This is a genomic window from Phyllobacterium trifolii, from assembly GCF_014192095.1.
Taxonomy (GTDB): Bacteria; Pseudomonadota; Alphaproteobacteria; order Rhizobiales; family Rhizobiaceae; genus Phyllobacterium; species Phyllobacterium trifolii.
This window is the reverse complement of the sequence record NZ_JACHXN010000042.1, coordinates 1-24,210: the sequence shown is the minus strand read 5'-3', so window position 1 is coordinate 24,210 and position 24,210 is coordinate 1. Positions and strand designations below refer to the sequence as shown.

The window sequence follows — 24,210 nt, the reverse complement described above, 5'->3', positions numbered from 1 at the left end:
CTTCGTCTTCTTCATCGAATTCTCCTCAGCCCGTCACCGGGGGCATTATTGGAAAATTCCAGTTGAGAATGGACTAATTTGGCGGGAGCAGGTCACATCGGAAGCTCGCTTTCCAACAATGAAGAAGCGAGACAGGGTGCGGGGTGAACCAAAGCAGGTGCCTATACCTGAAGGTCTCCCGCGACCTAGTCTCATTCGATCTCAGCCCGAATTCAGAAATCCGGTCATAAAGAAGACGCTCTGGACAACATCGCACTCGCCCAATCGTTGATCATCGCCGCGTATAAGCGTTCAACTTTAAACTTGGTGTCGTGTTTTTGCAGCAGCAGACCAGCACCCTCAGAATGTCTGCCAACGCGCCAGCGGGTCAGCTTTATGACGGGGGGCGCTCAGCGCTTGGCGTATTTTCCCGAAATCGCGAACGTCACGTTCGTTCGAGGCGTGGACCTAATTTCTGGATTTGCCCATCCAATACGTGCTGGTCCGGCCGCAAAATTTGCTTCAAACGCACCTCGGGATAGGGCGTAGGCAGTTTTTGCCGTCGCAACTTTGGTGACGATCATGTATGGTTTATTTCGCTGCAAGATCGTGTCGCGACATCCTGAATCCACATTTCGCAAAATATAGTCGGCTGCATCTCCGGAATCACCTGAGATGAGTTTCGTAACTGTGTATCCCTCAACTTTTATTTTCCTATAGGGAGACTTGATTGAACCGATACCTGGTACTGAAATCTCGAAATTTGCCGACGCCAAATCATCTTCCAATATATCGCTAGAGTTGATTGGCTCGGTGGTCATATTTTTTATAGCAGTTTGCAACCGGACGTCTTTTTCACAAATTTCAAATGGTTGGCCGCTTGCGTCAAACTTGTAGATTCCAGGCGTGCTAATCTGATACCCATACCTGGGATCTACGGAATATGCGGAGCTACCCAGCGCCTGCACCGCTACAGATGATGTAGAGCCGGCAAAGTTACCAAATGGGTTAGTAGAAGCCTGGTCGTGGGCGCAGCCAGAAACCAGCGTGCAGATACTAGCGGCGATCAGTCGAATCTTCATTGACGTTCCCCATTTCGTCTGTTTCTGGGGTCATTCCGCGCCCCACTTGGGCCTAAGTAAGATCACGAACTTGCGAAGGTAGATAGTGGGGATGGCTCGCTTTTACGGAAAATAATACTTAAGGACTATAGATATTCGGTAAAAACCGTCGGATATCTGTTAGATAGTCAGTGATATCTTGACATTCTGTTTGCAACTGCGGCATGGCCGATCCAATTGCGGCTCGCCCGCTCTGCTGAACTCAAGAATTCAAATCGCCAAATCATCTTGAGTAATACCATCGAAGAAGTACCTCACAATGAATCTGTCAAATGGGTTAAGTGTCGGCGTCTTGTTTATTTCCTCAACGCCTAGCTTCTGGAACCTGCCTATAGCGGCTCTGAGATCGAGGAGTGGATCCGAGAAATCTATCAAACCGCGTCGATGCAGTTTTCTCGAAATCATCCGTGGTAATCCATATTCCTCAAGCTGATATACGACTCCGGGCAAGAAAGCGTGGCCCAATTTTGAAATGAAGGGCGACACATCCACCTCGGAATTTACAATGATACGGTGAAGTTCATTCGCATCGCTCAATAGGGCAGAGAGTTTGAACGTTACGTTTCGTTCCAACTGAAAGAAATCCTCAACATCGATGCCTTCTTGATCCAATTGCTCAAGGAGATCAGGAATCTCTTTTCGCCAGTTATCGGACAAGACTTTGATAAAAAGCACTAATTTTGAGAACTGGATGTCCCATCCCGCAGGGCTCAAATTGATGATCTTGTAGAGCATTCTGTCCCAATGATTGGGATTATCAGAATTAAGATAGGCAAAGCCTCGCCACTCCTCAGGACGAGACTTCATATCCTGTGCCAATCCAAGGATGAAGTCGGAATTGCTATTTTGTAGCAAATTCCCGCGGGATAATCGAGCGAACGCTTCTTCACCAAGGATACCGCTCATTTCGTATTTATATTCGATAATTTTTGCGACCTGATCGTCCGTGAGATTGTCCTTGTGCTGGACCTCGTCGAGGTCCCCAAGAATACTATCCGGGAATTCGATTTCCAATTGGGTATCTTCGTCCGCAGGCGGAGGCTCCAGCAAGTATATTTTGCCCACAAAATGCTTGAACATTCTTCCACCGCGGCCGATGATGTTCTTATAAGTAAAATCTTTTAGCTTCGTGTTACCCAATCTATTGCGCCATATGATCACGTTCTCGGCGGAAGTGTTCACCCCCTCAATAATCGAGGACGTGGATATTATGCTATCGAATCCTTTATTTGCCTCAAATATCCTTACTTGGATTTGGCTGAGCGAACGGTGCATTCTTCCATTGTGTATTCCGACGCCTCGACGGACCAGGTTCGTGAGCTGCCAGTTCGGGTCATAATTTTCCGCAAGCCATTTCGAGAAATGGTTCAGAAGGGGCTTGTCTAAAATTGGCATGCTAGCCACGATTAAGTTGGCTACTTTATCAATCTGGGGATATGATCCAGCATATATCAGCGATTTTCCGTCGCGTGATCTAAGTATTTTTAATAGCTCTTCGCTCTTTCTCAACTCGTCTTTGCCAATTTCCTTATAGAGATCTACTTTCTCAAGATATACAGTATTAAAATCTAGTAACTCAATAAATTCCATTCCCCTCGTGAATACGCTTTCTTCCATGTTTTTGATATTTGGCGCGAGAAAATATCGTTGTTTAGATTTTTTCGAAAGCTTCAGTATTGCCTTTAATAACGTGGGTGATCGGTCTTTATCGTGTTTTGCGCTTGCTTTGTAGAACTCGTCGACGATCAGTAAGTCTATGAGTTCTATCCTATTCAAATAACTGAACACGCGCTCTTGAGGAAAAATGAAAATATTATTCTCGCCGAGCTGCATGTCAGACGCCGTGATTATGTTGTACTTATCGGAAAATTTCTTGAAAATCCGGCGGCGAGTTTCGTCCATCAAGGCAATCGTTGGCACAATTATGACCACATTCTTGGGTTTCTGCGCTGCTATGAAAGCATCAATTATAAAACTTTTGCCAAAGCTGGTAGGGGCGCTAATTGCTATGTCTCCTCCGTCCAGAAGGCGCGAAAGCACGTAAGATTGCTCCCTATGCAGGGTGGCGCGAGATCTTCCTATGTCCACCTTGAATGCCTCGGTAACAAATTTTTCCTGCCAGGAGGAGTTCTCAGATTGCATGTAGGGGTATAGACCTGCTTCCCGAATTAGATAATTGAGAACCTCGGGGTACGGCGTGCTCTCCCGGCTGAGGTGGCCAAGCAGCAAAATTAGCTTGTTTCGCGCTGCGACATGTTCTCCCTCATTGATAAGTTCATTGATTTCCCGGCAAACGTCGAAAACTGCCACTATTGTTGCCCCTTATAAAACTGCACACCTTCAATGAATGCTTTAACTATTTTGCTTTTATTCGGGACAGGAAATAGTATAAGATGAAAAACAATCTCACTATATTTGAATACTGACGAGGACCTCGTCATCTGTTTCGCAAAATAGGCCTCGGCTCTTTGCGTGTGATGTTCACCAATACTTTCTCTGTACCGCATGCTCATCTCGGCATGCGAGGCCGTTATTTCGCACTCGTGGAGCACCATGATAGGGACATTTATCTTGGACTTGATGTTATCGATGGATTCCCGCGGTCTGATCGAGGAGATGATTCGTTCCTTCAGATCACTCGGAATGGGGAGATGCAATATATCGGAAACGTTGGTGACTATACTATTTTCTTTTTTTAGTTTGTCTGTGCCAAGAGTCTCGAGAACTGATTTCACAATCGAATCTAATCGTCCATCAGCGATAGAATTGTAGAATTTTGCTTCGCCAAACCATAACGTGAAATCGTCATCTTTGATGACAATATGAACGCTATCCGCCCCTTTGGCATTATCCTGATTGTTTTGCTTGTAAAAGATTTTTGGCACCACGGGTAAGGCCCCAAAATGGTCTTTCATCACCCCGTAAAGGAAGATTTCTGCGATTTCGCTACCCTGTCCTAACTCATCCTTGTCAGTCAGGCGGAGATTTTTTGCTGCTTCCACAAGGGCGGTATGCCCTTTCCCGACCAGGGCGGCACGTTCCCGTTGAGATAACGCAGTCTGGACGATATTATCCCATAGGTAGTGCTGGAATTTTGAATAACGCCAGGCTCCGTCCTCAAATTCATTGATGACGCTTACTATCTTTTTGTTAAGGACGGATTTGAATTGATCTAGAGTCGAGATGTTCGACAAGGAATCATCGATGAGCGTTTCGAAAGCTATTTTTGTTGTCATAATAAACGAGCCCACCCCGGGTATTGTTTCAGCTATCTCGTAGCCGATATAAGTAAAGCTGTCCTTTATTTATCGTGTTTTATTAGAGTTACAAATTGAAGGACCAATAGGGGTATATCCCATTATTCATCATCGGACGTGGGTGCGTATATTTCGGGAAACTGGGTCCCCTTATTCGAGATGAGTTTCTTGCGTGTTTCAGCGCCATCTTAACTCGAGCTTTTAAAGGTAGACCGAATGACTGGCCGTAATCGGTTCACGCCGTTCACTCCCTAACGCAGCATTGTCCACATGCAAAATTGCATGAACGGCGGTTCGCGCGAGGCAGACTTAATACTTGATTGGTTTTGGGTGTCCGTCCGAGCGGAATTGGAACACAAAGTACGGCGGAATACAGATCCCGCGCTGATCGCCAGCGCCTGAATTTCGGCTAAGCCAAGCGCTGTCAGGTGGCTGCTGACCGAACTCCGTGGACAACTGCAGTCCGTCTACTCCTGTCTTCCGCGCGCTGAATTTCTTACCACCATTCTCGGCGTTGTAGCCGATGGAACGAAGACAGATGTAGTCGTCTCGACACGGATTTGCAGCATCGCAGGCACGCATACCTGCATAGGCAGTTCGCTTGACAAAGCAGGCCTGAACAGTTCCGATCCCAGCTTCCACGTCAGTAATACATTTCGCAAAGCCCGGTGAAGCGACTAGACCACACGTCGCCTCAGGTGGAAGGTCTAGGCATTCGGACAAACGCAGCATCCCAGCCGGGAATCCCCCAGTTTGAGAGTCGCGTTTGATGATCACCCCCTCTGGGGTTCCGCCGTCAGCGTCAGCATCCCCCTCATAGTATTCCTGATGCGCCGCATAATAGGAGTTGCCGGGGGGAGGTATCAATCCGAGTGCTTCTATGAGGGTATAAGGCTGCGCGTCTACTATCTTGACAGGAGCCGGCTCCTTCCTGACGTATGTGTCGAACCCGAAACGAGCTGATTTAATTTCTCCCGATTGCATTGCGTCACCGATGTGAAGCGAACTTTCTGGAACGCAGGTCCCGACAGAAGTGGCATTAGGAGAAATGAAAAGGACTTTGCATTGGAGCCCGTCATTGCAGGTCCATTGCCTTTGTGTTGTCGCCAGCGCTGAATCCACAATGCAGGTCGATCCCCAACCTCCCAGAAGTTCGGTGGTCTCATTGAGCTTCCACCGCTCGCCCTTGAATTTGTTCAGGGGCCGATCCGAATAGCTGGTCGCGAGATCATACCGCTTGTGACTTTTGCCGCTGGCGAGCAGTTTCAGAATTTCAAGTCGTCTCGGCTGGTCTCCGTAAAACTGGGGTGACCCAGGTAGATAAACGGCGTTGAAGCTCGGAGTATCGTCTCTGTCGGCACCCGGGAAATGAAATCCCGCAATAGCCCTGGCTTGATGGCAGCCCGAACACGTTGCCTCATTCAGCCTGACCCGTAAGTCAGTCGGCGACTTAACGAAGCTGAATTGCGTTGCTGGGTTAAGTGTATAGGCGCGCATCGCGGCCTCAAGTTCAGTATCCGAAATTATTTGTTCGGCCGCTGTATTTGCGTTCCAGAAAGGCTGGTTTCCAGAACGATATTGCCCGCCCGGCGAAACTGAGACGGCGCGACAGGCCAGATACTCACGGGGAATGTTAAGCGTTCCACGGTCAATATCAGCAAGGACCGCCTTACTCGTGATCAGCTTTACGAACTTCTTTCGCGAAAGCTCATGCGGAATTCCCTCGCCACAGGAGTTTGAGTCCCCGTTCTCGTTCCCCAAAAGGCGAGCACGGTCAATTTGATTGCTTAGGTAGCTGACTACGAACCTCTTGGCTGTCGGATCCCAGCGAAAGACGCGAATGAGATATTTCGCTGTGGACCCCAGATTGGTCGTGTCGTTGCCTACTTTGACCCGGTAAGCCTGCATATTGATTTCGATACGTGCAATATCCCTCCCGGTAATGCTCGAGAGAATGCCAGTCTCGGCGTTCATCATTTCCCGCACGGCCTCTTCGGCAGACCGGGACGGCATTTCAAGATAGTCTAGCCATCTTTGGGCGACATCTTTGCAGCTCGCGGCACCAGACGGACGATCGGTCGGAACTGCTGGGAAGACTACATTCATCGTTACGGGAAGCCGAGAACCGATCTCCTCTCCACGTTTGTATGAAAAACGGTAAATCACGCTAATCTCACCGCACCCGTCATGGTTCTCATGGCCCGGGATCGGGTCTCCAATGAAATTACGGTCCATCCGGTTGATGACACCAACAAGTTCCACCCGAGAATCCTGATGGGTCAGAAATGTCGCATTCAGAAGGCTCGGTTCACCTTCGGGAAAGGCTTTTGGACCTCTTGCGGCTTGCGCGCTCAGTTCCTTGAGATCCCCCTCTATCGTCTTCTTTATTTCGAACGCGACCTTGAGGTTGAATGGATTGACGCGCAGTCCGCCTAGCATCTCCCGGTCAGCCTCCAAAGCTTGACCTTGGATCAGGCACCCAAAGACAAGAGGTCCAGAATAGGCGCAACCGCGGGCGTCCATTTTGTCGAGTTGTGCAACGACTGCGGGTTCTGACACAAACGGGCCCTGCAGGACTTTTGGAATGCTAACACGCTGTGGATAATCGCTGTCGTCAGCTGCAATAGCCAATCCCGCCGTCAATAGGGTATAAAGCGCAGTTACGGCAACAAAAAATGCGAACGCTGCTCGCCACGGCATAGTTGTTTTCTCCCGCTTCTAGGAATCTAATAGATATAACTACTTAATTGCCCGCCCCATAGATACTGTTATAGCTATAGAAATCAACGCGATAACTCGCTTATGTCATGTAATAACAATCATCTTCCGCCGATCGAGATGAAAAGTCCAAAAAAAGTTGACGTATTCAAGTTAAAATCTAACGATGACAGTTGTCTGTCAAGAGCCAAATGTGTATATATCACTAAGCCTCTTCAGAATTGTAAGCTAAAGGCACTCGAGCAACTATGAAATTCTAGGTCTGCAAGTAAAAGTGCGAACGTCGAGGACGCTTGCCTAGAATATGTGTTTCTGGGGATCTCTTATGAAAAGTCAAATATCGGCTGCGGTTGCCTTGTCACTGTGCTGGAACTCCATGGCGGCTGCTACGGAATGCGGTATGAATGTCGGCTGGATCCACAACGACACTGGCACCATAACCTATCAAGCACCCACAGGGGTTCCTTCGCTTTTTTACACGTCGAAGATGGCGATTAACACCGATGGGAATCCGCGCTCCTACCACCCAAGCGATCCACGCGGAGAGAGGCTTGCGCTCAACAATATGGGCAATGGGATTAAGGGCATCTTTAAACGCTTGGGAGGCAAGTACATCGGATGCACTCCCCGAAGGGGGGATTGTTACGAAAGGTACATTTCGACCTTCGAGGCAGCTAGAGATTCCAACTACAATCCGAGGACCTCGTGGGTGACCACTTACGGGATTATTCCTTGGCAGAGGGACATCAACCTTAAACGAGATATTCCCTGCACCTTTCAAACGGGTAAATACGCTGGATATTTTATATCCCAGACAGCCTATCCGCTGTACGACGGCGATGAGTGTGACGCGCGCCGATACTTGGACGCAATGGTTTTCAACGCAAACGTCCTTCCCAATGAGACGCATTGGGAAAGCCAGGGTATAGTGACAGATGGCTTTGATCTCGTGGCTGTATATGATGAGATTCGTCAAAAGGTTGTGTTCGGAATTAATGGTGATCGGGGTCCGAAAGACTCGATTGGTGAAGTATCGGTTGCCATGGCCGCGAACATGCAAGGCAAAAGCCTTACGGGTACGGAAACGTATGAGGACGGCATCCTGCCCCTGGCTTTGCCGCAAGTCCACTATCTTATCTTTCCAAAGGTGGACATAAAGAAGTTGAAGGGCCGCGATTTCACTCAACAAGAGATCAACGAGATTGGTGCAACAGCTTTGGATGAGTGGGGCGGACTCGAACGACTGAAAGCGTGTCTCCGCAACGAAACTGCCGTGGCACCAAGGAAGCGGGCCAACTCAAAACGCTAGCTGATCGGCGAATGCTGCCCTTACTAGGCTGTGTGAATCGATGATTGCAAGCAAGGGAGACTGCCCTTGGTCACATAACACCCAAGTGTGGGGCGCGATTGGCCAAGGGGCAGATCTCCAGCGGGCGGCACAGTACGCAACTTGCCTACTGCCATGCGGCCTCACACAATATTTTCCAAAAATATACCGCCATTATTTTCCAAGGCAGTTTGGCGAATTTGGCTACCCGTCACCTTTTGAAACTAAAGAGGCGAAATTGCCGATTTCCACAGCATCAAATTGTAGGCTTAACGGCGATGGGTCCACCTACTCGAGTAGAACCCAGAAAGATGGCTTAGTTGGTCGCTAATTCCATTCGGGAGAACGGGGATCGTGCTGCCCCAGTTTGATCTCTTTGGTGCGGCGACGGACGAGTACGGATCATTCGGTCATGAGCTATGACCTGGCTGCTTTCGGGATCCACTTGGGGTGATCACGTTCGCTTCGGCTTCCAGCGTTGCGATCATCCATGCCGTTGGCACCTGTGACGACCAATCCTGGCGGTAGGCCGCCGCTGGCTTGGAGCAGCCTAGTGGCATTTGCTACCGAACTGCGCACATGTCTGCAGGGCCCGAGAAAAGTAATTAATCGTTTTGTTAGAGATACAACGTCTCCAAGTTCGCACTCCCAAACGGTTAGTGCGCTCCAACCTAACGAGAGTATTTGTTCCAAGTGCTCGGCATCGCGCTCCTTATTACGATTCAGCTTTGACTCCCAAAACTGTTGCCGACTTTTTGGTACGGTGGAGTTTTTGCACAGTGGGTCCGAATGTTGATGCCAAAAACAACCGTGAATGAAAATCACACATTTTTTCTTAGAGAAGACAATGTCTGGAGTTCCTGGTAAAAAACTTCTATGAATCCTGAATCGATATCCGAGGCTGTGCAGAAGTCGCCTAATAAACAATTCTGGCCTAGTATTCTTACTGCGAATTCTCGCCATATTGGCGCTTCGACGCTGGGGTGTCAGCTTGTCCATTAATTCTTCCCGACAATCGCCTCTGTGTTATTCCGTTCGAAATGAAAGGTGGAAAAGACTCTATATTTACGTTCCGCATTAAAGAATTGGATGGGATAGACCAAATTCACTTCTGAATTTCCAAACTTATGCGTGCACTTTAAGGCAATTCGCGCCATAAATGTATGGGGTTCTAAAGGGCGCGTAGCCAAATGGGGGAAATTGTTGCTTACCGATATCGGCCTGTCGATCACAGTTGAATCATGAGTGCGCTGTTTCGGTTGGCCCTAACAGCAGGAGTTAAAGCTGCCGTAGTTTTCCATCTCAAGCGTGGGGTGGAATTGAATTTGCCTGACAAGAAAGGCAATCTGCCGCTCGGGGTTGCCGCCTCATTGGGCTATAATGAAATTTGTAAGTTGCTTATCGAAAGTGGTGCCGATCTCCAGCGCCCAGATGCTCATGGAAAGCGAGCAGAGGATTACGCACTGGACCGGGGGCATACAGCCCTTTACGATATCCTATCGTTGCAGCGGATTGAATTAGAGCGTGACGCATCAACTAGCCAACCACCAAGTATGCATCTGAATACTGAGGACATCGAGTCTTTGTTAAACGAGGCTATCGATGAACTTGCGCACGGAGACAGCTCAATAATCAATTGTGCTTCAACTGACTACTTCGAGTCCACTATGAGAGCCCGAGTTCATTTGGATGTTTTACCTGGCGATCACTTGGGCGTCACCAAATCTTTGTCCAATGAAAATTTGACGGACGAACGAAGCGACGCGATGGACGCGTTAAGTCGCCATCAAATCGCTAATCCAATCGACGCTGCAACGAAAAAGCCAATTGACCGATTGGAACGCGTTATCACAGACGCCTCCTATAGAGGGCGGAACACGCTCCCGCTCATTTCAAACCCAGCCGATTTGGCCGATTTTTCGACCACCCATGGCGAAAGTATAAAGCAGCAGAGAACGTTCATATCGAGCGACCACGGTGAAGGCAGCGAACGAAACACGACCAATCTGTCCAATGAAATGTCAAATGTTTTCACCACACGAGCTTACGTCAAAGAGGTTTCCGTTGAGAACACCCCTTCTACTTCCTCAGCATATATTTCGCTGAACCAGCCTTTGCAGGCACAGTTTTCGAGTGCGTCGGACAGCCGTGCACGTTCAACAGAGCAAACTTCCATATCATCGCCCGACCAAGCATTCAGAACGTTGGACCACAACGGTCCCAACCGACTAGGCGACGATTTCTTTTTCTCTTCCCATGAACGTTCTAGTTCCATGGAGCAGTCTGAAGAAACCCTTTTGGAAGGGTTTAGCCAGTGGGAAGCCGAGCCCGATGTAGTTCTCCGTATCCATGACCAACGTGTGCTCCTCGAAGCCGTCAAGATTCATCAAGATCTTAGTTCCTCCGTTCATAACGATAATCCCAGTTGGAATGTCATTTCCGTCGCGTTGCCGGCTACGCTTATCGAGTACAAGCCCCTGCACCGCAGCATCGATTTCCTTATTCAAAGTGGATTGTCGTTGGGCTTGATATCCCGCACCCAAGTTGATGCGGTTACCAGAGTCGTAAAACTTAACAGGGAGGAAAAAAGGCGTTTCCTTGTTCTGCTTGGAGAGCTTGGTATTGGCGTCGATGACAACTTCTATGGTGTGTTAGCATCGCAATTACCACCAGAACCCTATCATCCCCGTTCATGGCAAGCGGCTTTGCCGGGTGCGGATGAGGCGATTGAAGATTTCCTCCGGCCGGCCGAAGCCTTGGATACTCTGCACATTAGGACCGCAAAGACCCTTCGTGCGCTTTCGTCAGGCTCAGAGGCAGCTGTTTGGAGACGTTTTGATGAAGATAGAGCGGTTCTATTACGAACTCTCATTGCTCTTCCTCCCGCATTCCAAATGCTTGCCGAACTCGTTAGACCACCCCGCGTCGAGAATGAAACGCCCAGCGAGGTCAGCCGACTCGAGGACGACGAGGATGTGGCTGCGGACGACACTGTTGTGTTGACAAATGTCGCCGATGGCAGCCAGACACAATATGACATACTCGCGACCTTTGCGGCGATATTACGTGACAGAAGAGCGATGCCGGATACTAAAAGTATTGTTTCAGAAGTCGTGGGTTTAAAACTCCCACTTGCAAGCTTGGTGGCAAAGATTGTCGAACAGTGCCTCGATCTGGAAGATGCAGATTTTCATTCTCTTAAAAATGCTCTGCAAAAATATGAGGAAACAAGAAGTAGTATACTGAAGAACAATCTCTCTCTGGTCACATTCTTTGCTCGTCGATATAAAACGTCAGGTTTAGCTTTCATGGACTTGATTCAAGAGGGAAGCATTGGGCTATTGCGAGCGGTCGAAAGATTTGACACCGACAGAGGTGTCAAATTCGGCGGTTATGCAGCTATGTGGATACGACAATCAATATCAAGAGCTGTAGCCGATTGTTCAAAGACGATCCGAGTTCCTGTGCACGTGCAGGAATCGATACAGAAAGTCGCTTCGCAAAAGAAGACGCTTCGTTCGGAATTCGGTAGAAAACCTTCGATCAATGAACTCTCTGAGTCGACAGGCTATTCTCCCGAAAAAGTGAGCGCATTAAATGCTCTAGGTCGTACCGTGCGATACGGAATTGATAACGTGTTGCCCCTCACGAGCAGGCAGCAGCTAATTCTGGCTTGTCCAGAGGAGCTACCGGATGACACGATCTCCGAAAAGCAGCTCGCGCAACTTATTGCGGATGAGCTTAGCGCACACTTGGATCCAAGGGAGGTCAAAGTCCTTACGTTGAGGTTTGGCCTTGGTGGAAAGCAGGAACATACCCTTGAGGAAGTGGGGCAGATTTACGGAGTCACCCGCGAACGAATTCGTCAGATTGAAGTCAAAGCTCTTAAACGTCTTCGCCATCCCGCACTTTCAGCGAGGCTTAAGTCTGCATTCCTTGCGCATTTCAAAGCGGGTGCACAAATATGAAAATCAGGTCTGCACCCCCGCGGGCAAGTTCAATGATTGAGGCACTTAGGGGGTTGGGTTATTCCGCTGGCGCGGCCATCGCTGATATCATCGATAACAGTATCTCAGCTGGCGCTAATGTCGTCAGCATCCAAATAGCCCCATCCGTCAGTGGTACCTATATTACTATTGCAGATGACGGCTGCGGAATGAATGCTCTGCAGCTTGAAAAAGCGATGACCCTCGGCGATCGAAACCCTCTGCATGCGCGCGAGTCTGCTGATCTCGGGCGCTTCGGTTTGGGGCTTAAGACGGCATCGTTTTCACAATGCCGGCGTTTGACTGTGGCTAGCCGAAACCAAAACCAACTTTCCGTGTTGCGTTGGGATCTAGACTTTTTAGCCAGTTCAACCGACGGCGGTTGGTATTTGTTGGAGGGCTTTCACCCTGGTTCGGAAGATCGTCTGTCGGCGTTGGATGGCTTTTCCTCAGGTACGTTGGTGCTACTGGAATTACTGGATCGAATGCTTCCTCATGACGAGGATAAGCAAGAGCTGTTGGATGTCACCGACCAAATCGAACGGCACCTTTCAATGGTCTTTCACCGTTTCTTGCTACGAGCTAAGTTGAAGATCATCATAAATGGTGCAGCTCTCAAACCTTGGGATCCTTTCCTGAAATCCAATTCCTTCACTTGGCATTCAAATGAAGTCAAATTTGGCGCTTTTCCTAAGACAGTTACCGCTCAATCGTTTGTGCTTCCCCACCGCGACCGACTGACCGCTGCAGAATATGATACGGCCGGAGGACCCGACGGCTGGACCTCACAGCAGGGCTTTTACGTGTATCGAAATGAGAGATTGCTTCTGGCGGGTAGTTGGCTCGGACTGGGAAAGGGTAAAAGCTGGACGAAGGACGAACCGCTTCGGCTAGCAAGAATTCGTGTCGATATTCAGAACACGGCGGACGCTGACTGGAAAATCGATATCAGGAAAGCAACGGCACACCCTCCAACATATCTTCGGAAATTTCTGACTTCATTGGCGGAGGACACCCGAATGCGTGCCCGCAACGTTTTCGCATTTCGTGGGAAATCCGCTGAACCTTTCGGCAAACAACAGGTAACTCAGACATGGAGAGCTCATCACCACAAAAGCGGCGTGAGGTACAAGATCGATCCTTCTCATCCGGCAATCGAAGCAGTGTTAGCGTCCTCAGTAAATCTTAGCGCTTCGCTGGCAAAAGAAATTCGCAATATGCTTCGAATTATTGAAGAAACGGTGCCTGTACAACGTATCTGGCTTGATACGGCGGAGGCCAAAGACACGCCTGAGACCGGATTTGCGAATGTTCCAAGTGATGAGGTCGTTGAGGCTGCGCAAATCCTTTTGGAGTCAATGGTATTGCGGAAGGGGATGGCAATTGAACTCGCGCGAGCCAGTCTTCTCAGGACGGAACCCTTCAATTTGTTTCCTGAACTTGTGATCAACTTACAACTGCAACACGAATAATAGGAAATGCCGCTTTGAGCGCCGCTTCAGTAATCAAGGTCGTACAGGAATTACTATCGAACGAAGATCGCGCATCGATCAGCGCGGCCCTCATCAACAAGAAAGTGGATCTAGCCTTTTTGCTGGATCCCTCTTGGAAAACGTCGGTCGATCGGGATGCCGTCGTTACAGAGCTTATCAGACGGTCGAGTCAGTGGATCGGCGAAAGTTCTACTCTTAAGAACGAGGCTGGCCACGTTGGTTGGCTCAATGCGACTCGAAAATCCCACTGGAGATATTGGCAGCGTTACCGTGAGTTTATGGAACGAAAAGCGTCCTTGGACAGTGTCGACGAACTCGATAAGGTTACCGATGAAATTCTGGGCCTGATCGAAGATCCTGTTCGCGAGGGAAGTTGGGATCGGCGTGGTCTCGTTGTCGGCCACGTCCAGTCGGGGAAGACAGGAAATTATACGGGCCTGATCTGCAAGGCCGCGGATGCTGGATACAAGATCATTGTGGTGCTCGCCGGCATTCACAACAACCTGCGAGCGCAGACCCAAATGCGGCTTGATGAGGGGTTTTTGGGTTATGAAACTCATCCTGATCCGGACGCGATCAAGACAATCGGAGTTGGCACGCTTGATGCAGATCCCTCAATCAGACCAAACTATGTTACAAACCGTTCCAATAACGGCGACTTCAATTCCGCGATAGCTAAAAATCTTGGGATTACCCCAGAGAAGCGGCCATGGCTGCTGGTCGTAAAGAAAAATAAAACTGTACTTGAGAAACTAAACAAGTGGATTCGAAATCATGTTGCCGACTCGGAAGACGCCACGACGGGAAGAAAGACAGTCACCCGCCTGCCACTTCTTTTGATTGATGATGAGGCTGACAACGCATCGGTAGATACTGGAGAAGATGCTATCGATGAAAACGGAAAGCCCGATCTCGAATATTCCCCGAAAGTGATAAACGGATTAATCCGAACATTGCTCCACTCGTTCAGTAAATCTGCGTATGTGGGTTATACGGCCACGCCCTTCGCGAATATTTTCATACATGAACGCGGAGAAACACAAAAAGAGGGCCCGGATCTCTTTCCAGCGAGCTTTATAATTAATCTTGGCACTCCAAATACATATGTGGGGCCATCAAAGATTTTCGGCCGCCGTACCGCTGACGGTAGGGAAAAGGGCCTCCCGGTTTTCCGTGCCGTAAAGGACTTCGCATCTCATGACGGTTTGTCGGGGTGGATGCCCCAAAAACATAAAAGCACTCATCGACCTTTATATGAACAGACGGATGAGCTTCCTCCATCGCTAAAAGAAGCGGTAGACGCGTTTGTACTTGCATGTGCAGCGCGGCATCTTAGAGGACAGGGTGAATCTCACTGCTCAATGCTTGTTCACGTCACTCGGTTTAACAACGTTCAAAATTTCGTATTTGAACAAGTTGAAGCTTATGTCCGCTATCAGAAACAACGAATTCTTCGTGGTGTAGATGCCGAGCAGGTTCTTGCACGGCTGCAATCTCTTTGGGTTTCGGATTTCATGCAAACGACTGCGACCACGAGAACTCAAGAAGGAAACATGGATGTTCCGATTTCTTCAGCCTGGGTTGATGTCCTAAACTGCTTGCCAAATATTGTCGCAGATATCGAAGTTAGAAAAATTAATGGAACTGCAAAAGATGCGCTGGACTATGCTGACGCAGGAAAAGGCCTCAAGGTTATCGCTATTGGGGGGGACAAACTTTCACGAGGCCTGACTCTAGAGGGTCTATGCGTAAGCTATTTTCTTCGAGCCTCCAAAATGTACGACACGCTTATGCAAATGGGGCGGTGGTTCGGGTATCGGCCCGGCTACGTAGATCTGTGTCGTCTCTACAGCACTGAGGAATTGGCGGACTGGTTCGGTCATATTGCGGATGCCTCCGAGGAGTTGCGAGAAGAGTTCGAGCTCATGGCTGCGAGCGGGTCAACGCCCCGTGATTTTGGTCTAAAGGTACAGTCTCATTCCGTGATGCTCGTCACGTCAAAACTTAAGATGAGAACCGCACGCAGCTTGATGCTTTCGTTCAGTGGACAGGTCGTGGAAACTGTCTCCATGCGCTGTGACAAAGAGGCACTCGCATCTAATTATGACGCGGCTTTGTCATTATTTGCGGCGCTCGGTAACGCGTATCACAACCCGATTGTCAGAGAGCGAGCCGGCGCGTCAGCTAAGTGGAACGGATGTATTTGGGAACAGTCACGGCCACAACACGTCATTGATTTCCTGACGTCGTACAAGACGCATGCTGATGCTCACAAGGTAAATAGTCAACTTCTTGCGCAATTCATCGATATGATGAATCGAAGCAATGAACTCGACGAATGGACGGTTGCTGTGCTGGGGGGGAGCGGTGCTGCCTTCAACCCCATTCCCGGAGTTAACATGGTGATCCGCCAAACAGATAATCCTGATAGAAATGACCGCTATTCAATAGGCCGTCTGTTATCTCCAAGGGATGAATCGATCGCGCTATCCAGTTTTGAATGGGATGACGCTTTAAAACTCGCTCAAGGTGCATGGCGGAACGATCCAGCGAAACAGATTAAGCAGAAGGAGGAGCCCAAAGAGCCGAACGGACCCTCCATTCGCCGGATCGCGGGTTTGCAGGCATCAGGTCGTCGTCGCGGTCTACTATTAATCTATCCGATGGATCCACAGAAAACAAATCACAGGCTTTTAATGGCTCAACCTCATCCCGTTATTGGCTTCGGCATGAGTTTTCCGGACAGCCAGTCCGGCATAAAGGTAGAGTACAAAATCAACAACGTTCTCTGGGAGCTTGAGTATGGCTCTTCAGAGTAGCGCGGATGATCTTCGTTCGGCTTGGAAAGCGATTGCGGGAACTGGTGAATCCGATGGTTGGAGAATCATCCCGCTCAACAATAACAAGAGACTTCGTGTTGGCGTGCGGTTTCCGGAGCGACGCGAGGCATTCCTAGTGGGTTTTAATTTTGAATCGAGAGGTGCAACGGCCATCCCCCAGGGCAAAGGATTTGAAGTTGAGAATCTTCCTACTGACCTAAACCATGAGTTCAGCGTTTGGATTAGCGTATCGCGCCGTCAGGGGGCCAGTCTCGACCTGTTTGTTCTCATGGTCGAAGATCTCATCGCCGTGGTAACGCTGAGCACGACAACTTTGAGCGAACGGCGGCTTTATTTTCAATTTATGTCACGAATCCGCAGTTGGCAGCGGTTTATGGAAAAGCCTGCGGAAGGGCGATTGTCGGATGCGGAGGAGATTGGACTTTACGGGGAATTATTATTGTTAAAGCGCTTTTTGGAAGCTGGAATGCCCCCCGATTTAACTATTGAGCTTTGGAAGGGTCCAGAAAATGCGCCTCAAGACTTCAGGAACGATATTGCTGCTTTGGAGGTCAAATCAACCCTCTCAGTCAATGGCTTTCCCACTCACATTGCTTCGCTTGATCAACTTGACGGAATGGCTGCCCGCACGGTCTATCTCGCAGGCCTGAGATTCGCTGTCACTGAAGCAGGCACCACTTTGCCCGAGATTGTAGAGGCTCTCCGTAAAATATTGGCAGACGGCGCTGCCGAACGAAGTGCGTTTGAGCGATTGCTTCTACTCGTGAACTATACTGATAAATTTGCTGACGACTATGTGCGGCGTTTCCAATTGCATAGTGAAAGGTTGTTTTGTGTAGACGAAGATTTCCCCTATCTTTCCCGCACATCTGTGCCGTTGGCCATACTAGATGCTGAATATCATTTAGATCTGGATGAGATCAGCGTTCCATCTCATCCGTTTGAAATGGCTATTGGCATTTTTGAAAGTAAATAAAGATGACATTGGAAGACTTTCTTCTTCAGACACAGGCAGACGTCAAATCGCTGACGCTGGAGCGGTTGGGAGCGACACCATTCCCTCATGCGGAGTCTGTATTCACGGAACTGGTGATGCAACACTTAGCGGAAATTGGAATGACGTCCGATCCGCAAGTTTTGTTTATCCATAGGAAAATCGGGAATGCCACTCTTCGACTTAGTGGGTATGCCGTGTCCGACGATGGTGACCAGTTGGATCTGTTCGTATCAATCTACGAAGGCACTGAGGAGATCAAAGCGATACCTGATAGCGATGTTTTAAAGGCTGCGGACCAGTGCCTTCGCTTTCTATCTAACGCTGTCACTGGGGCCTTGGCCAATTCTATTGATCAGTCTGACGACGCGTATGGACTGATCCTAACCGTACGTGAATGTTACAATCAATTGGAGGACGTCAGAATATTCATACTCACAGACCTTCGCTCCAAGTCCAAAAGCTTTAAACCGCGAGAAATCGCCGGGAAGAACATCACGCTAGAAGTAATGGATATTGAGCGGTTGTTTCGGCATACTTCAGAAGGAAAACCGAGAGACGAGCTCATCGTCAATTTCGAAGAGGTGGCGGGAACACCTTTGCCGTGCGTCTATGTCCCGGGTAGCGAAGAGCAATATGATTATGCGTTGACAGCAATTCCGGGAAATATCCTGCGATTGCTCTACGAAAAGTTCGGCTCTCAACTGCTTGAGGCCAACGTTCGCTCTTTTCTTAGCCAGACGGGGAAGGTCAACAAAGGTATCAGAGACACACTGCGTTATTCCCCCGAAAAATTCATGGCTTACAACAATGGCATCGTGATCGTTGCCGACGAGGCCCATATCGGCGCGACTGATACTGGCGGCACGGGCATTGCTTGGTTGAAAGGAATGCAGATCGTCAATGGCGGCCAAACAACAGCGTCAATCTATTTTACGAAACGAAAATTTCCGGAAACAAACTTGGCCCAGGTACGGGTGCCTGCAAAGATCATCGTACTACGATCCTCCGATACGGCAGCAGAAGAAGCTCTTTTATCCGACATCTCGAAGTACGCTAACTCACAAAACTCCGTGAAAGTCTCTGATCTCTCAGCGAACAAGCCGTTTCATGTAGCACTCGAAAAGCTTTCAACGAACACGTTTTGTCCCGACGGCCAAGGGAGGTGGTTTTATGAGCGTTCGGCCGGCAGTTATAATGTCCTGTTGGCACGCGAGGGGAATACGCCAGCCAAACTTCGTGACTTGAAACAGAACATTCCCAATTCCCGGAAACTGACCAAAACAGACATTGCGAAGTACATTCATGGATGGAATCAAAGGCCAGAGATCGTGAGTCTTGGGGCTCAAAAGAACTTCAAAATCTTCAGTGACGAAATGCCAGAAGACAGGCTGCTACCCGATGTCCAAGAGTACAAGCGGCTTATCGCACTGGCAATTCTATATCGAAAATCTGAAAAAATGATCAGGGCTGCATATCAGCAGGCTCAAGCCAACATTACCGCATATACGATTGCGATATTCTCAAGAGCGGAGAGCAATGCGTTGGACCTTGACTTGATTTGGCAAAATCAAAGCCTATCCATTGCACTGGAGCGACGAATTATGCACTTGTCTAACGAAGTCAACGATCGTCTCAAGCAAACCGCAGGCGAACGAATGATCTCTGAGTGGGCAAAGAAGCCGGAATGCTGGGAACTGATGATTGCCCATACGTTTGAGAAACGATCGGAGCAGATGCCTGAGATTCGTGGCTAGGTCGTAGACGTTGACCGCCCCTGAAAACGTCGGGTTCAAGAGTCTACGACAAGGAGAGAATGGACTGCTTCCGCGATTTGCCGTGCTAGGAACGGCGGCACTGCGTTCCCAACCTGAACATACTGTTCGGTGCGGTTGCCTTTGAAATAGTAATTGTCTGGAAAGGTCTGAAGACGCGCTGCTTCTCTTACGGTCAGGCTTCGGCACTGCTCAGGATCAGGATGAATAAAATAGTGACCATCCTTTGAAATATGGCTTGTTACGGTAGTTGCGGGCTGGTGCCACACTTGAACTCGAAAGCGGTCTGAGAATTTACCGGACAGCCAATTTTTGTGTGCGGGAGCCAATTCGGAGGGAAAGTCAGTTGATTTCGGCGAAACGCCAGTGATCTCAGAATAAATCGCGGCATATAGGTATCGCGCAAGATCCATCGGCATGTGCCTCCGGGTATCATTATTGGCTAGGGTTTGAATGCGCTGATCTAGAATCCATTTCTGAAGTTGCGAGGAACACGACCCATCGACTAGGCTCGCGCCCGGCACGAACCGCGCCGTTGTAAAGCTTTCTGAGCAAGTCTTCTCAAGAATGGAAGATGCTCTGCTCTGGATATCTTTTAATAGAGAAACAGCTGCGTTCGTTGGAAGTCTTTGGATTTTTTCTACCGCCTGGCTAACAGCCGCATGCCAAGACGCATAATCATCGTGTCCCTTGCTTACACCGCTACGCTGCTTTGGCATCGCCTTCAGCACATTAAGGACAGTTGTGCGCTCGACACCATTTTTTATCAACAGGCGGTGGTTTTTGATCTGCGAGTTCGCAGCCAAATCATTTCGCAGGCCAACCACGATCACTCGATGTCTTGCCTGTGGGACCCCAAATTCTTCGGAGCGGACAATAAAATCAGACGGCGCGTAATCAGAGTTTTGCAAATGGCTGCCATTTGACCCCTTTGTGATCGGCAAGAGGGTGTAGGAATCCTCTCCAGTTCCGACACCTCGTAGGTCAGCGAGGACCTGCGTAAACACGGCTTCGCCATCAATTTTTGACGACAGAATGCCCTTTACGTTCTCCATCACAAACGCTGCAGGACGCAAACGTTCTAAAATTCGGATGTACTCTTTATAAAGAAAATGACGGCCATCCTCTCTGGCAACATACCCATTCACTCCTCGGTTACGAGCCCTCCCTACAAGAGAGTATGCTTGGCAAGGCGGTCCGCCGATTACGACGGTATTCCCACCATAACGTTCCCTGATTACCTCTATTTTGCTGTCCAGTTGTCTCCGGACGCTTTCAGTGCCGAGTTCAAGCAATAACGCTTCCGTACAAGCTATGTCCCAATGTTGGGGATAGAGCGCATCCCAATCAGGTTCTTTGATTTTTCCATTTATAAAATCGTAGTATTCCGCAGGAGGATTTCTCCCAAACTGCCGGAAAAATGATCTTAGCCGTAGAGTGCTGTGAGCTGCCGGGTCTTTTTCCACGGAGAACGCGATTGAAAATGGATTGCTTCCAAACGAATTCTCAAATCCTGAAAATCCTTCACCCAACCCCCCTGGGCCCGCAAACAGATCAACGACGGCAAATTTCTCTGGCATTCAATTCTCGGAGTACTTTGAAGGAGCGCCATCTTTATATCAACGGCCGCAGTTTGCCAGGGCTCGAAATAGAAATTTTCAGGTAAGAATCCGGTGAAGTGGCCTTTGAGATTTGCCCGAAACACTCAAGTTACGTAGCTAAGTTCGTAGTTAGCGACGTAGCCTAAGTGAACTTGATGGGGCGAGTGGAGATTCTGATGGGCGTCGAGCGTCGTTGCAATTGGACGGACGATGAGAAGCTGCCGATATCCATAAGCGCCCTCCTGAACGAAATCAGTAGTGAAGCTTAGCAAGACCATCTTAATCCGTCTTTATTCCATTACTATTCGGCTAATATGAGTAAGCGCCACATAGCGCTGAATATTTCGCGCCATTCATCAGTGAAAGACGCAATTTACAATCAAGTTGCCATGTCTCCCAAAGGTGAGGCTTTATGCGACATACCCGTTCCGCTGTCCAGCTGGCTGAATACTCAATCGCATCACGAGTGAGGGGTAAGACCACTTTCATACTCGCGTGAAGCAGTCGCAAACATGCTCTAAGTACCAAGTGGCAATTGCGGAATGCAACCTGCGACGATATAGGTGGCAAACTGGGGGATGGCATGAGCTTCAAAAATCTGAAAATCACAGGTTGGCGGCAGTTCGCGGATGTTGACATTGAGTTTCATCCACGACTGACCATTATAGCTGGGGCAAATGGTGCCGGGAAGAGCACTCTTTTGAGAGTCCTTTCACAACATTTCGGATTTGGCTACAGCCTCATCGCGACGCCGACAATAAGCAAATCTGGCGTACTCAGCTACTTTTCCGGAATTTTCCGTCGCATTGGAAATGACTCTACGGTACGTCAAGAAGGTGTTGGCAGTTTAACCTATTCAGATGGAAAGACTTCTCCCCTTGTTGTGCCGAATCAGGGATCTGCCACCTACATGGTGCAAATCACTCAGGCGCAAACGGTGGAGGGCCTCTTCATAAACTCTCATCGATCCGTAAGTGGGTATCAAGCAATCTCTTCAATACCCACGAATGCAATAAGTGTTGAACAGGCTTATCAAGCATACAATCAGGAAGTTATGAACAAGTATAATAACTCGTTCAGCCAATACAGCCCCATTTATAGAATAAAAGAAGCGATCGTCTCGATGGCGACCTTCGGCCCTGGTAATAAGAATGTTCAGAGAAATGCAGAACTGGAAAGAACCTACGAAGACTTTAAGGCCGTACTTTCGAAGGTGCTACCACCCTCGATTGGTTTCCAAGATATAAGCATTAGAATTCCCGATATCGTAATTGTTACACGAACTGGGGAATTCGTACTCGATGCAGCTTCTGGCGGATTGATGGCGATAATAGATGTCGCTTGGCAGATGTTTCTATACTCACGTGGAAAATCTCACTTCGTTGGTATAATTGATGAGCCCGAAAATCATCTTCACCCATCGATGCAGAGAGTTATAATTGGCAACCTTCTGGATGCCTTTCCAAGTGCCCAACTAATTGTCGCTACCCACAGCCCCTTCGTTGTTTCCTCAGTGCGGGATTCTTCAGTTTACGTCCTTGACTATAAAGACGGCGATAAATCCGAAGGAGCGCGACGCATCGTTGTTTCTCAGAAACTCGACAACGTAAATAAAGCAGGAACGGCAAGTGAAATCTTGAGGAGCGTCCTTGGCGTGCCCGTTACACTTCCGCTTTGGGCCGAGGATGAAATTGAGGCAATCTCTGAGAATTTTGAAATCACCAAATTAACTGCAGACAAGATCGTTGCGCTCCGTTCCCGATTGGAGCAGTCGGGTCTTGGTGAGTATTACTCCGAAGCGCTCAGTCGGATGGCCAACCGTCGATGATTAGACTTACGAAGTTGCCAGCCCCTCAACGGTTGACCGACAACGCTGCGGCTTGGACCCAAACCATTGTGGATAAAACTACTGCAGGCGAAACTCCAACGCAGACTGAGAAGAGCCGTTATCGTCATCCGGAGATCAAGGCCGTGTTAGTCAATGAGACGCACGGTAAATGTGCCTACTGCGAGAGTAAGCTGCAGCATATTCACCATGGTGATGTCGAGCATATGTTCCCAAAGTCACTTGATCCAGCGCTAACATTTCAATGGGAAAATCTGACACTAGCTTGCGAAGTGTGCAATCAAAACAAAAGCAACAAAGACCCCTTGATGCACCACATTATCGGCCCGTACGCTATTAACCCAGAACAGCATCTTGTCTTTATTGGAGGGCTCGTCTTTTCACGCGGAACTGTACAAGGTACTTCGACGCGTGCATTGCTGGAGCTTCATCGCGCCGAACTTGTTGAAATGCGCAACTATCAAGTCGATCGAATAATGACCGTCTTTACTCAGATATTCGATGCCACGCTCCCTCTGGTTGTTCGCCGCGCCCTTTATGACGATCTGGTCCGTCAGGAAACATGTGCAAGCGCTCCATATGCCGCCATGGCGCGCTGTATTGTGCGAGACGTGCAACGAGGTATCGACCCACTAGTTTTGGAAGCAGCTTAGAGCGGCCCCTGATTGCAGCGTCGGCTTCGATATCTGTGTTCGGTGCTGCCAAGCTCGTCTTTCCAAAACTGATCGTGAATGCGTTTAGGCATGGAAAATTGGCTCTGGCTCAGATTTGATGCAGGTGGGCGATGCTTGTCGTTGGTATCGTTTCAGTGCCATCTAGGGTAGCGGCCTCTTTGGACCCGACCGCAGGTCCGGTTTGTAGAGCGGGAGTCTGGGCATTGGGTTTGGGGTTGGAACGTACGAGATCATGATCGGTCCAAGCTTCCGCTTGAAATTGCGGAGTCGGCCTTCGCGACACAACGAGCCGCAAAAGTTGTCTCATTGGCGATCTCAATCTGAGAGAACTTGATTCAACTGCGGCTGGACCGCTCAGCTTTGAACGTTCCTGATTTAACAGGAACAGAAGGGCAAGAATTTCGTCGTCGCCTAGCCACCCTGCGCGCCAATCGTCACCACGGCCGTAAGCATCTGCCACCGTTTCATGAGTGCAGCATGTGCATGAGATAGCCATGCAGGGCGTGTAATGGCCCCATAAATATCCGGACAGGATCTCCCACTTAATAAGTGTGCGAGGTAATGTGCCCATTATGACCAGTCACAATTCTAAGATAGAA

14 protein-coding genes are annotated in these 24,210 nt (G+C 49.0%); 8 read left to right on the top strand and 6 right to left on the bottom strand.

What is annotated here, in order from left to right; genetic code table 11:
* Positions 1 to 389 precede the first annotated feature (389 nt).
* From FHS21_RS29510 to FHS21_RS29495, 4 genes are all read right to left on the bottom strand, one after another.
* On the bottom strand, positions 390 to 1,061 hold the full coding sequence (locus FHS21_RS29510) for a hypothetical protein (RefSeq protein ID WP_183665661.1): 672 nt from the start codon (positions 1,059 to 1,061) through the stop codon (positions 390 to 392).
* Between the two features lie 249 nt (positions 1,062 to 1,310).
* Positions 1,311 to 3,410, bottom strand: coding sequence for a DEAD/DEAH box helicase (locus tag FHS21_RS29505; RefSeq protein WP_183665659.1), 2,100 nt, complete (start codon positions 3,408 to 3,410; stop codon positions 1,311 to 1,313).
* Positions 3,410 to 4,336 (bottom strand): HamA C-terminal domain-containing protein, encoded by a 927-nt coding sequence (locus FHS21_RS29500; RefSeq protein WP_183665657.1) that lies wholly within the window; start codon positions 4,334 to 4,336, stop codon positions 3,410 to 3,412. Before FHS21_RS29500 ends, FHS21_RS29505 begins: the two co-directional genes overlap by 1 nt.
* 330 nt (positions 4,337 to 4,666) lie before the next feature.
* Positions 4,667 to 7,057 (bottom strand): hypothetical protein, encoded by a 2,391-nt coding sequence (locus FHS21_RS29495; protein WP_183665655.1) that lies wholly within the window; start codon positions 7,055 to 7,057, stop codon positions 4,667 to 4,669.
* A 343-nt stretch (positions 7,058 to 7,400) separates the two neighbouring features.
* Between FHS21_RS29495 and FHS21_RS29490 the strand changes: the two genes are divergently transcribed.
* Positions 7,401 to 8,384 (top strand): glycoside hydrolase family 75 protein, encoded by a 984-nt coding sequence (locus FHS21_RS29490; protein ID WP_183665653.1) that lies wholly within the window; start codon positions 7,401 to 7,403, stop codon positions 8,382 to 8,384.
* A gap of 435 nt (positions 8,385 to 8,819) precedes the next feature.
* On the opposite strand, the gene FHS21_RS31430 is transcribed toward FHS21_RS29490, so the two are convergent.
* Positions 8,820 to 9,401 carry a very short patch repair endonuclease gene (locus tag FHS21_RS31430; protein ID WP_183665651.1) on the bottom strand — a complete coding sequence of 194 codons (582 nt, stop codon included), beginning with the start codon at positions 9,399 to 9,401 and terminating at the stop codon, positions 8,820 to 8,822.
* A 242-nt stretch (positions 9,402 to 9,643) separates the two neighbouring features.
* Between FHS21_RS31430 and FHS21_RS29480 the strand changes: the two genes are divergently transcribed.
* From FHS21_RS29480 to FHS21_RS29460, 5 genes are read left to right on the top strand one after another with little or no spacing between them, the layout of a single operon-like run.
* A complete protein-coding gene (locus tag FHS21_RS29480) occupies positions 9,644 to 12,370 on the top strand; it encodes a sigma-70 family RNA polymerase sigma factor (RefSeq protein ID WP_183665650.1) in 2,727 nt (908 codons plus the stop codon).
* 32 nt (positions 12,371 to 12,402) lie between these two features.
* The gene (locus FHS21_RS29475) at positions 12,403 to 13,860 is read left to right on the top strand and encodes an ATP-binding protein (protein WP_183665648.1); all 1,458 of its coding nucleotides are present in this window, start codon (positions 12,403 to 12,405) and stop codon (positions 13,858 to 13,860) included.
* A 14-nt stretch (positions 13,861 to 13,874) separates the two neighbouring features.
* Positions 13,875 to 16,700, top strand: a complete 2,826-nt coding sequence (locus FHS21_RS29470; RefSeq protein WP_183665646.1) for a Z1 domain-containing protein — start codon at positions 13,875 to 13,877, stop codon at positions 16,698 to 16,700.
* Positions 16,684 to 17,697, top strand: coding sequence for a PD-(D/E)XK motif protein (locus FHS21_RS29465; RefSeq protein WP_183665644.1), 1,014 nt, complete (start codon positions 16,684 to 16,686; stop codon positions 17,695 to 17,697). Before FHS21_RS29470 ends, FHS21_RS29465 begins: the two co-directional genes overlap by 17 nt.
* A 2-nt stretch (positions 17,698 to 17,699) precedes the next feature.
* Positions 17,700 to 19,472, top strand: coding sequence for an AIPR family protein (locus FHS21_RS29460; protein ID WP_183665642.1), 1,773 nt, complete (start codon positions 17,700 to 17,702; stop codon positions 19,470 to 19,472).
* Positions 19,473 to 19,507: 35 nt separating this feature from the next.
* Here FHS21_RS29460 and FHS21_RS29455 read toward each other — a convergent pair whose 3' ends face one another.
* Positions 19,508 to 21,070, bottom strand: coding sequence for a DNA cytosine methyltransferase (locus tag FHS21_RS29455; RefSeq protein WP_183665640.1), 1,563 nt, complete (start codon positions 21,068 to 21,070; stop codon positions 19,508 to 19,510).
* A 604-nt stretch (positions 21,071 to 21,674) separates the two neighbouring features.
* Between FHS21_RS29455 and FHS21_RS29450 the strand changes: the two genes are divergently transcribed.
* Positions 21,675 to 22,919 carry an AAA family ATPase gene (locus tag FHS21_RS29450; protein WP_183665638.1) on the top strand — a complete coding sequence of 415 codons (1,245 nt, stop codon included), beginning with the start codon at positions 21,675 to 21,677 and terminating at the stop codon, positions 22,917 to 22,919.
* Positions 22,916 to 23,590, top strand: coding sequence for an HNH endonuclease (locus tag FHS21_RS29445; protein ID WP_183665636.1), 675 nt, complete (start codon positions 22,916 to 22,918; stop codon positions 23,588 to 23,590). The genes FHS21_RS29450 and FHS21_RS29445 overlap by 4 nt, the downstream gene beginning before the upstream one ends.
* Positions 23,591 to 24,210 lie beyond the last annotated feature (620 nt).